Annotated in this window: 7 protein-coding genes and 1 pseudogene; 3 read left to right on the forward strand and 5 right to left on the reverse strand. The window is 65.0% G+C overall.

Going from position 1 to position 10220, the window contains the following annotated elements; genetic code table 11:
• Window positions 1-370: 370 nt before the first annotated feature.
• The 4 genes from Q8R73_RS17535 to Q8R73_RS17550 all read right to left on the reverse strand — a co-directional run bounded on the left by Q8R73_RS17535 (window position 371) and on the right by Q8R73_RS17550 (window position 5763).
• Window positions 371-1408, reverse strand: a complete 1038-nt coding sequence (locus tag Q8R73_RS17535; protein WP_305720815.1) for a sensor histidine kinase — start codon at window positions 1406-1408, stop codon at window positions 371-373.
• 142 nt (window positions 1409-1550) lie between these two features.
• Window positions 1551-1988: a hypothetical protein gene (locus Q8R73_RS17540; RefSeq protein ID WP_304872030.1), complete on the reverse strand. Its 438-nt coding sequence runs from the start codon at window positions 1986-1988 to the stop codon at window positions 1551-1553.
• Window positions 1989-2257: 269 nt separating this feature from the next.
• Window positions 2258-2914, reverse strand: a complete 657-nt coding sequence (gene pdeM / locus Q8R73_RS17545; RefSeq protein ID WP_305720820.1) for a ligase-associated DNA damage response endonuclease PdeM — start codon at window positions 2912-2914, stop codon at window positions 2258-2260.
• Between the two features lie 65 nt (window positions 2915-2979).
• Complete coding sequence (locus Q8R73_RS17550) at window positions 2980-5763, reverse strand: ligase-associated DNA damage response DEXH box helicase (RefSeq protein ID WP_305720816.1); 2784 nt, start codon at window positions 5761-5763, stop codon at window positions 2980-2982.
• 171 nt (window positions 5764-5934) lie between these two features.
• Here Q8R73_RS17550 and Q8R73_RS17555 point away from each other — a divergent pair, with 171 nt between their 5' ends.
• The gene (locus Q8R73_RS17555; protein WP_305720817.1) at window positions 5935-7362 is read left to right on the forward strand and encodes an outer membrane protein; all 1428 of its coding nucleotides are present in this window, start codon (window positions 5935-5937) and stop codon (window positions 7360-7362) included.
• Window positions 7363-7434: 72 nt separating this feature from the next.
• Here Q8R73_RS17555 and Q8R73_RS17560 read toward each other — a convergent pair whose 3' ends face one another.
• Window positions 7435-8370 (reverse strand): class I SAM-dependent methyltransferase, encoded by a 936-nt coding sequence (locus tag Q8R73_RS17560; protein ID WP_305720818.1) that lies wholly within the window; start codon window positions 8368-8370, stop codon window positions 7435-7437.
• Between the two features lie 145 nt (window positions 8371-8515).
• Between Q8R73_RS17560 and Q8R73_RS17565 the strand changes: the two genes are divergently transcribed.
• Entirely contained in the window at window positions 8516-9553 is a 1038-nt protein-coding gene (locus tag Q8R73_RS17565; RefSeq protein ID WP_305720819.1) for a ligase-associated DNA damage response exonuclease, read from the forward strand.
• Window positions 9550-10220 (forward strand): annotated as a pseudogene (locus Q8R73_RS17570) (ATP-dependent DNA ligase); the annotation flags it as partial. The gene Q8R73_RS17565 and the pseudogene Q8R73_RS17570, both read left to right, overlap by 4 nt.

Consider the following 10220-nt stretch of genomic DNA (forward strand, 5'->3'; position numbering starts at 1 on the left):
TCGTATGCCGGACTCGGCGGGGTCGAGCTCGGGAACGCGGCGACCGCCCGCCGGCCCAGCGGGACCGATCGGTCTTCGCAAGGCGGGTTCGGAAAACTAGCTACCCTAGCCGACGATGTGATCGGATAGCCTGCTGATGTCTGATGTTGGCACGAAACAGACCAACCGCATTGATCGATGGACGTCAGTTCATCGGGGTGAAGCGGACGTCGCCTTTCCTGGCCGAGAAGGCAGCTTTTGACCCGAAACGGACATCAGCCAATTTTTGGCAAGTTTTGCCGCCAAGTCGCACACCATCAGACGAGAACCTGTTCAACGCGACGCTGTGCATTGTTTTCGGTGAGTCACAATACGAATACTTGTGCCACATCTACTCCAGCGTTCGGAACACGAATGAATATGTGAGCCCGTTGCGGGTGACCACGCGGACTCGAGCCCCAATTTGTTTGGCCAGCGACCTAATAAGTGTTGTGCCGATGCCTTGCGATTTAACGGGTTCTGCGAGGCCTCGACCATTATCTGAAATGGTAAGTATGCCTTGGTCGCCACGCCTGCGGAACCGAATCACAATCCGCCCCGCTTCACCGGGCAAAAATGCATACTTGGCTGCGTTCGTCACAACCTCATTGACGATGAGGCCGAGCGGGACTGCCAGGTCGATATGCAACTCGGCTGCCTGTAGCTCACGGACTATGGCAATTTTTCTTTCAGCAAGGAGGGACAGTTCAAGACTGGCGCAGATATCTTCGAGGTAGGATTCTATGTTGATCCGATCGAACACATCCTTGCGGTACAAGTGCTCATGCAGGAACGCGATGGTGTGTACGCGCTCGATGGCACGCTCAAAATCCTGCTTGGCACCCGGGTCTTTCTGCCGCGCTCCCTTCAGCCTCAGCAGCGAAATGATCATGCTTAAATGATTTTTCGTACGATGGCTCAGTTCTCTGAGAAGCAAAGTCTGTTTCTCAAGTAGTTTGTCGCGTTCTTCCTCGATACGACGCCGATCGGTTACGTCAAGGCAAGCGCCAAGCATGTAGGCAGGATTCCCCTCTGCATCTCGAATGAGAGCGCTTCTGTCATAAATCCAGCACACGGAATTTCCGACCACGGCACGAAACTGATAGTCGGCGTCTGTGCCCTTCTCGATGCAAGCACTGATTGTCGCCCAAACTGCAGCGCGATCGTCGGGGTGCACAAGAGCAAGAAATTCTTCGGAATTCGTGGGGGCATCTCTTCGCTCAATGCCGTACACATCGCACAGGGCGTCGTCCCATTCGACGATGTTGGTGGCCACGTTCCAACGCCAAGTGCCCGCTCGGGAAGCCTTCAGAGCGGCGACGAGCCGTTCGTGTTCGGCTTCCGCAAAATCAACCGAGTCGGGAGTCGGGAATTGTAAAGGCTCGCGCAAGATCGGCTTTCTTGACGGGGAATCCCCCGGATGACACCCAAATTTGCGTGAATATTGGCGCTTTTTCTACCTTCCTGCAAGATTGACGAGGTGCGAACCGCTGCCAAATGCTCACCCGCTGTCTGCCACCGATGTCTATGCGTCATGCACGCACTGCACTGAGAATTGCGTCGGCATTATCGTTGGAAATACCAGCAAAATCGCCACGGAGAGCTTTGAGTGCTTGCCGCTCTTGCTCTATCTCAGAGGCCGTTCGGAAGCCCATACGTCGAAGGATAGGCACCGGCGGACACCATCCTTGGATAGCGTGTTGGAATAGAAATGCCGTCACCATCGCTGGCAGAAGGAGCCACCTCTTATCGCCTGTGGCTCCCAGGACGACGCCTGTGAAGGCGAGCGCGGAGGCATTGCACTCGATGGCCCTCTCAATGTCCCATTCTTCATCAAGCTGGCGGAGCCGAGAACGGATATCGTTTTTATGCTGTTGATAATATCGCACTCGCGCATCTGTTTCGTCGCGGATTTTCTTGTTGATTTCGGCGTCGGTATTGGCGGGTACGCGATTTCGGGTGTCCTGCATCGGATTTGCCTCGAAATTGCAAAACGGCCAACAAGGCGGTTGGTTCCCGGCTCTTTTTGGGTGTCGCCCGATGCAATTAGAATCGACGCCCGCGCGAGTAGAGGCCGCCTAGGGCTCATTTCGGTGTTTGGCACAAAGCCGACCTAACGCGCTCCTTGACTTAAGTCCGGAATGCGTCGCAAAGCGGACGTCCACCGATCAACGGGCTTCATGGTTTCACCTCACAGAAACGAGGAAGCCGTCATGGAGCGATGGCAGGATGGCCGCTCTCAATAACACCGCGACGCTGCAATCGCGTGAAGCCGGTGGTCGCCGAGCACATGCGCCATGAAGCCGGGCGTCCCGAAAATCTTCGCGAACGCCGCGTCGCGGATGCTGAGGCCGCCGGCATAGGCGCCGAATGCCGGCATCACCGCACGCTCGCCGTCGCTGACAAAACAGCGGCGCTGCACCGAACGGCCGCGGGTCGAGACCCGCGCCTTGGGATGCAGATGGCCGGCGATTTCTCCCGAGGCCCCCGACGGTTCGTGACGAAAGGCGATGGGGCCGATGGCGACTTCCGCGGCCACCACGCCGCCGAGATCGGACGGCAGCGCCGGATCGTGATTGCCCGAGATCCAGATCCAGTCGCGCCGGGCCTGCAGCGATGACAGCGCCTCGCGATCGGCAGCGGACAGCCGGTCATGGGCGCGGCGGTCATGAAAGCTGTCGCCGAGCGCGATTACCCTGCGCGGGTCGTGCCGCGCGATCACGGCAGCGAGGCGGCCGAGCGTCGCCACCGTATCGAACGGCGGCAGCAGCACGCCACGCATCGCAAAACCGGAGCCTTTTTCCAGATGCAGGTCGGAGACCACCAGCAGGCTCTGTTCTTCCCAGAACAGCGCGCCGGAGAGATCGGCGACCAGGGATACGCCTGCGACGACCAGAGTCGCGCCGCCTGCCGTGGCGCACCCGGCGGCCGATTCATCATCGAGGATTTGCGCGCGTGCCGTCACGTTCTGTCTGTCGCCTCTTTCACCAGTTCGTCCGCGGCTTCCGCCAGCAATTCGTCGGAGGCTTCGCCGTAGACGGATTCGCGGCCTATTTCCAGCATCACGGGGACCGCGAGCGGCGAAACCCGCGTCAGTTCCCGGTGGGTGATTCGCCCCTTGATGCGCGCCAGCATATCACCGAGCCGGCGCAGATCGAGCAGCCCGGTGGCGGCGTCGGCGCGCGCGGCGCGCAGCAGCACATGGTCGGGCTGGTGCTTGCGCAGCACGTCGTAGATCAGGTCGGTCGAGAACAGCACCTGCCGCCGGGACTTTTCCTCGCCGGTGAAGCGCCGCGCGATCAGCCCCGATATGACGGCGCAGGTCCGGAACGTGCGCTTCATCAGCGCCGATTCCGCCAGCCACGCCTCGAGATCGTCGCCCAGCATGTCCGGGTCGAACAGCGCATCGAGATCCAGCCGGCCCTGCCGGATCATGAACGACATGTCGCCGAGCCCCCACACCGCCAGCGCATATTCATTGGCGACGAAGCCGAGCGGCCGCACCCGCGCCCGCTCCATTCGCCGCGTCAGCAGCATGCCGAGCGTCTGGTGCGCCAGCCGTCCCTCGAACGGGTAGCAGACGAGGTAATGCTTGTTGGCGCGGGGAAAGGTTTCCACCAGCAGGTCGCGCACGCCGGGCACCTTCGAGACGTCGCGCTGCAGCGACAGCCAGTCGCGGACCTGGTCCGGCAACGCCTTCCAGGCGCGGTCGTCGTCGAGCAATTTGCGGACGCGTTCGGCCAGATAGGTAGAGAGCGGAAACTTGCCGCCCATATAGGACGGCACCTTGGCATCCTTGTCGTGGGCGCGGGAGACGTAGACCTGGTCCTCGGCAAGCGCCTCGTAGCGCACCACCTCGCCGCCAAAGACAAACGTGTCGCCGAGCACGAGGCCTTCGATGAAGACCTCCTCGATCTGCCCCAGCATGCGGCCGCCGCGCGCCACCGCGCCGGTCGATCCCCTGTCGTTCCCCCTGTCATTCCTCTTGCCACCCCCTTTGCCGCCGCGCACCAGCCGCACCTTCAGCATGGTGTCCTCGACGATGGTGCCGACGTTGAGGCGGTAGCTCTGCCGCACCCTGGGATTGGTCACGCGCCAGCGGCCGGTCTTGTCCTGCCTGATGCGGGCGAAGCGTTCATAGGTTTTCAGCGCGTAGCCGCCGGAGGCGACGAAATCGACGGTGTCGTCGAAGTCGGTCCGGGCCAGGCCGGCATAGGGCGCGGCGGTCAGCACTTCTTCGTAGAGTTCGTCGGACAGGAACGGCTCGCCGCAGGCGCGGCCGAGCACGTGCTGCGCCAGCACGTCGAGCGCGCCGGATCGCAGCGGCGGGGTGTCCTGCGCGTTCTCCGCCACCGCATCGATGGCGACGCGGCACTCCAGCACCTCGAAGCGGTTGGCGGGAACCAGCACGGCGCGCGACGCCTCGTCGATGCGGTGGTTGGCGCGGCCGATCCGCTGCATCAGCCGCGAGGCGCCCTTCGGCGCGCCGATATTGACGACGAGATCGACATCGCCCCAGTCGACGCCGAGATCGAGCGAGGAGGTGCAGACCACGCCGCGCAGTTTTCCGGCCGACATCGCGTCCTCGACCTTGCGGCGCTGGGCGACGTCGAGCGAGCCGTGATGCAGCGCGATGGCGAGATCGTCGTCGTTCATCCGCCACAGGTCCTGGAACAGCATCTCGGCCTGGCTGCGGGTGTTGACGAACACCAGCGTGGTCCTGTTGGCCTTTATCAACGCGTAGACTTCGTTCAGGGCGTGGCGCGCGCTGTGGCCGGCCCATGGCAGCCGCTCCTTGGTATCGAGCATCTCGACGATGGGCGCGGCCGCGCCGCCGGCGACGACGATGTCGGCGGCTTGGCTTTGGCGATCGCGCTGCGGCACCAGGAAGCGCGCCAGCGATGCCGGCTCGGCGACGGTGGCCGACAGCCCGATCGCGCGCAGCTGCGGCGCCAGCCGCCAGAGCCGCGTGAGCCCAAGCGACAGCAGGTCGCCGCGCTTCGACGTCACCAGCGCGTGCAATTCGTCGAGCACGATGCGCCGGAGCGAGCCGAACAGGAACGGCGCGTCGTCGGACGACAGCAGCAGCGCCAGCTGCTCGGGCGTGGTGAGCAGAATGTCCGGCGGATAGCGCCGCTGCCGCTGCCGCCGCGACACCGGCGTGTCGCCGGTACGGGTCTCCACCCTGATCGGCAGCGCCATCTCGGCGATCGGCGTCTCCAGGTTGCGCGCGATATCGACCGCGAGCGCTTTCAGCGGCGAAATATAGAGGGTGTGGAGACCGCGCGAATTCGGCACGCGGCGTTCGATGCTGCGAGGCAACGATGGCGCAACGACCGCAGTGCTCTTCTCCCCTCCTCCCGCGCGCGCAGCGCGTGGTGGGGAGGGGTCGGGGGTGGGGGGTGCTTCAGCAAGCTCGCTGCAGGATGATCGGGCAAATTCGCCGGCATTAGTATGCGCGGAAACACCCCCCACCCCCGACCCCTCCCCACCGCTGCGCGGGGGGAGGGGAGAAGAACGCAGCGGGGATGTGGGAGCACTCAGTTCCACCAGCGTCGGCAGGAATCCTGCCAGGGTTTTGCCGGCGCCGGTCGGAGCGATCAGCAGGGCCGAGCGGCCGTCGCGGGCTTTTTGCAGCAGATCGAGCTGATGGTCGCGGGGCGACCAGCCGCGGCCGGCGAACCAGCGCAGGAATTTTTCGGGCAGCAGGGCGGACGAGAGGGGGTCTGTTTCGGCAGTGCTCACCGCAGCACGTTAGGCCCGACCCGCCCGGCCGGTCGAGCCAAAAGATAAATAGTTTCCAACACGTTACCTCGATGCCGGGGAACGATTTCGCGCCACTGTAGCCCGCAGGGCACAGACAGCATCGGCCGCGGCCGTTAGGGTGCCGATGGAATTGCAATACGGGGTTCAACAATGAAGCGACTTCTCGCCACGACGGCGTTGCTTGCGGTGGCGGTGAACGCACAGGCGGCGGACCTTGCGACCCAGGCGCCCTATCAGAAGGCGCCGGTCGCCCTAGTCTACGACTGGACCGGATTTTACCTCGGTGTGAATGCCGGACTGGGTGTCGGCCGCAATAACCAGACCCTGACGTTTCCGGGCTTCCCCTCCTTCGAACAGACCTATCTGTCGCCCTTTGGCGCGCTCGGCGGCGTCCAGGCCGGCTACAACTGGCAGACCAGGACGATGTTCGGCCATCTGGTGCTCGGCGTCGAAGCCGACATCCAGGGCGCCGGCCTTCGCGACGACCGCACCTGCCTGCTGCTGTGCCGGACCGGGGTGCTCGACACCTCCGGCCGGTTCGATCAGCAGATGGACTGGTTCGGCACGGTCCGTGGCCGGGTCGGTTTCGCCAGGGGCACCGTGCTGCGCTACTTCACCGGCGGCTACGCCTATGGCGGCGTCAAGACCAGCGTCACCGAATCGATCCTCGGCGTGCCGTCGGGAACCTTCACGACGAACGAGACGCGCGGCGGCTGGACCGTCGGCAGCGGCGTCGAAGCGGCGCTCGGCGGCAACTGGACGGCCAAGATCGAATACCTCCATGTCAACCTCGGCAACAAGGCCAACTCCTTCACCCTCGGCGGCTTCCCGCAGACGCTCGACACCGAAATCCGGCAGAACATCTACCGGGTCGGCCTGAACTACCGCATCGGCGGCAACGCCGGCTACGCACCGCTGGTGACCGCGAACTGGGCCGGCCTCTATCTCGGCGGCAATTACGGCTCCGCCACGGCGCGCAACCGCTCGTCGCTGACCGTTCTGGGCACCACCGAACTGTTCAACCTGGCGCCGGACGGCAAGATCGGCGGCGTGCAGGCCGGTTACAACTGGCAGGCGGCGAACTGGGTGTTCGGCCTCGAGGCCGACTTCCAGGGCTCGACCCAGAAGGACAACCGGACCTGCATCGCGAATTGCCAGGGGCTCAATGGCAGCTACGCCAATTATGAAGCCAAGCTGCCCTGGTTCGGCACAGTGCGCGGCCGGCTCGGCTATTCGGTCGGATCGACCCTGCTCTACGCCACCGGCGGTTATGCCTATGGCAACATCAAGACCAATATCGACTCGGCGTTCCTGAACGGGCCGGTCACCAGCCGCTTCTCCGAAACCAAGGGCGGCTGGACCATCGGCGCGGGCATCGAAACCCCGGCCTCGCTGTTCAGCTTCTTCGGACCGAACTGGACCTCGAAGAGCGAGTATCTCTATGTCGACCTCGGCTCGACCTCGGGAATCATCGCCGATCCGGGCGGTCCCGCGGTTTCGACCACCAACGTCACGCAGCACATCTTCCGCAGCGGGTTGAACTATCACTTCAACTCGCCGGTGGTCGCCAAGTACTGATCGAAGTACTGACCGGCGACGCATCTTCAAGAAAATCGAAACCCCCGGCCTCGCGGCCGGGGTTTTTGTTGATCAGTCCCTGCAGCCCCTGGCCGCGACCGCGACCAGGCCGGGCACCTGCGCACCGCTCTCGGTGCGGGACGATGCCGGTTCCAGCCGCTCCATCAGGAGGCCGGCGCTTTCGACCAGCGCGCGCACGCCGGCCGCGCTGTAGGCGTAACGCAGCCCCTCGCCCAGCACCACGCCGTCGCCGGCATGGCTTTCGAGCGTGAACGCGAACAGCCCGCCCGGCGCCAGCACGCGCGCGACCTCCGCCAGCAGCGGCGCCATGTCGTGCACATAGACCATCACATCGGCGGCGATAATCAGCTCGGCGCTGGCATCCGCCCGGCGCGAGAGGCCCTGCGCGATCTCGGCGACGTCGAGTTCGGCATAGAGCCCGGTGGCGCGGGCGCGCTCGATCATGCGCGGCGACAGGTCGATGCCGATGATGTGGCCGGCGACGCCGGCGAAGGCGCGGGCGGCGAGCCCGGTGCCGCAGCCGAGATCGATGACGCGGGCGAATGCCGGCGGCAGGTCCGCCGCGGCGCGCGCGCCGAGCACCACCGCCCGCAACAGCGCCGGGCCGCGATAGCCGAGATCGTCGACCAGCGCCGCCTCGAATTTCGGCGCATATTGATCGAACAGCGCCGTCACATAGCCCGGCCGCATGCCGGCGAGATCGGCAGCGCCAAGCCGCATCAGCCGCAGGCCGGCGCCGTTGCGATCGCCGGGATCGGTGGTCTGCGCCGTGCGGAACGCCGTGATGGCGCCCTGGCGGTCGCCGAGCGATTCGCGGACTTCGCCCAGCGTGAACCATGCCGTGGCAAAGCCGGGGGCGAGGTCGGTGGCCTGCACGAACAGGTCCTCGGCGGCGACCAGATCGCCGCTCTGTTGCAGGTCGCGGGCGAAATCGAAGCGCCGGTCGGCGAGCAAATCGCCTGACGACATGAACAGGCGCGCGGGCATGATGTGGAACCGATCGGTCGGAGGATTGCGGAACCGTTTGCAGCTTTCGGAGATGGATGACCGCAAGGCTGGAAGCGCAAGACTGGAAGCACAAGGCTTCAATCACAAGACTCGAATGAAGCTCTGGCGGGACTATATACCGACAATGCGTCCGCAAGACATCCTGCTGCCGGTTCCCGCCGGCCTGGCCTGCAAGCCCGGCGGCTTCCACATCGACCCGGTGCGCCCGGTCGAGCGGGCCGTGATCACGCATGGCCATTCCGACCACGCCCGGCCGGGCCATGGCGCGGTGCTGGCCACCCGGGAAACGCTCGACATGATGCGGCTGCGCTATGGCGAAAATTTCGCCGGCAGCACGCAGGCCATCGGCTATGGCGAGGAACTGAAGCTCGGCGATGTCACGATAAGATTTCATCCGGCCGGCCATGTGCTGGGCTCGGCCCAGGTCGCCGTCACCTGTGGCGATACCCGCATCGTCGCTTCCGGCGATTACAAGGACGCGCCCGACCCGACCTGCACGCCGTTCGAAGTGGTGCGCTGCGACGTCTTCATCACCGAGGCCACCTTCGGGCTGCCGGTGTTCCGCCACGGCGATGCGGCGGACGAGGTGAACAAGCTGCTGGCCTCGGTGGCGCTGTTTCCGGAGCGCGCCCATCTGGTCGGCGCCTATTCGCTGGGGAAGGCGCAGCGCGTGATCGCGCTGCTTCGCCTCGCCGGCTACGACGCGCCGATTTATCTGCACGGCGCGATGGAGACCATAACGCGTTACTATCAAGGCCGTGGCATCGAGCTCGGCGATCTGCGCCCGGCCAAAGGCATGAAGAAGGCCGACCTCGCCGGCACCATCACGCTGGCGCCGCCGTCGGCGACTTCCGACATCTGGACCCGGCGGTTTCCCGATCCGGTCACTGCGTTCGCCTCTGGCTGGATGCGGGTGCGCGCCCGCGCCCGGCAGCGCGGCATCGAACTGCCGCTGGTGATTTCCGATCATGCCGACTGGGACGGACTGACCGCGACCATCGAGGCCACAGGCGCGCGCGAGATCTGGGTCACGCACGGCCAGGAAGACGCGCTGGTGCATTGGTGCCAGACCAAGGGCCTCGCGGCGCGCCCGCTCGATCTGGTCGGCTACGGCGACGAGGATGAAGGCGAAGCGGCGCCGGGCGGGGTCGCGGCGCCATGAACCGTTTCGCCCAATTGCTCGACCGCCTCGCCTACGAGCCCGGCCGCAACAACAAGCTGCGGCTGCTCACGTCATATTTTCGCGAGACCGACGACCCCGACCGCGGCTACGCGCTCGCAGCCCTCACCGGCGCGCTGTCGTTCAGGCACGCCAAGCCGGGATTGATCCGCAACCTGATCGCCGACCGCACCGACCCCGTGCTGTTCGCGCTGTCGTATGATTACGTCGGCGACCTCTCGGAGACGGTGGCGCTGATGTGGCCGAAGGCTGCATCTTCCCCCCTCCCCCCGCGCGCTCTTGCGCGTGGTGGGCAGGGGTCGGGGGTGGGGGGTGTTTCCGCAAGCTCACTGCCAGAAGAACGCGCTGATAGACCCCCCACCCCCGACCCCTCCCCACCACTCGCTTCCGCCTTCGCTAAAGCTTCGGCGGACAAGCCGCTCGCGGAGGGAGGGGAGAAGATTGCACCTGGCCACAACAACCCGCCTCCGCCCACCCTTACCGAGGTCGTCACCACGCTGCGCACCCTCGGCAAGACGGAATTGCCGAAACAGCTGTCGCGCTGGCTCGACGAACTGGACGAGACCGGCCGCTGGGCGCTGTTGAAACTCGTCACCGGCGCGATGCGGATCGGGATTTCGGCGCGGCTCGCCAAGACCGCCGCGGCGGC

It is taken from the genome of Bradyrhizobium sp. (assembly GCF_030697065.1).
In the GTDB taxonomy this organism is placed as follows: Bacteria; Pseudomonadota; Alphaproteobacteria; order Rhizobiales; family Xanthobacteraceae; genus Bradyrhizobium.

Bases quoted from the DNA above. Each gene is read 5' to 3' on its own strand.
- Q8R73_RS17565 (WP_305720819.1), top strand. From the start codon at position 8,516: ATGCGTCCGCAAGACATCCTGCTGCCGGTTCCCGCCGGCCTGGCCTGC.
- Q8R73_RS17560 (WP_305720818.1), bottom strand. From the start codon at position 8,370: ATGCCCGCGCGCCTGTTCATGTCGTCAGGCGATTTGCTCGCCGACCGG.
- Q8R73_RS17555 (WP_305720817.1), top strand. From the start codon at position 5,935: ATGAAGCGACTTCTCGCCACGACGGCGTTGCTTGCGGTGGCGGTGAAC.
- Q8R73_RS17540 (WP_304872030.1), bottom strand. From the start codon at position 1,988: ATGCAGGACACCCGAAATCGCGTACCCGCCAATACCGACGCCGAAATC.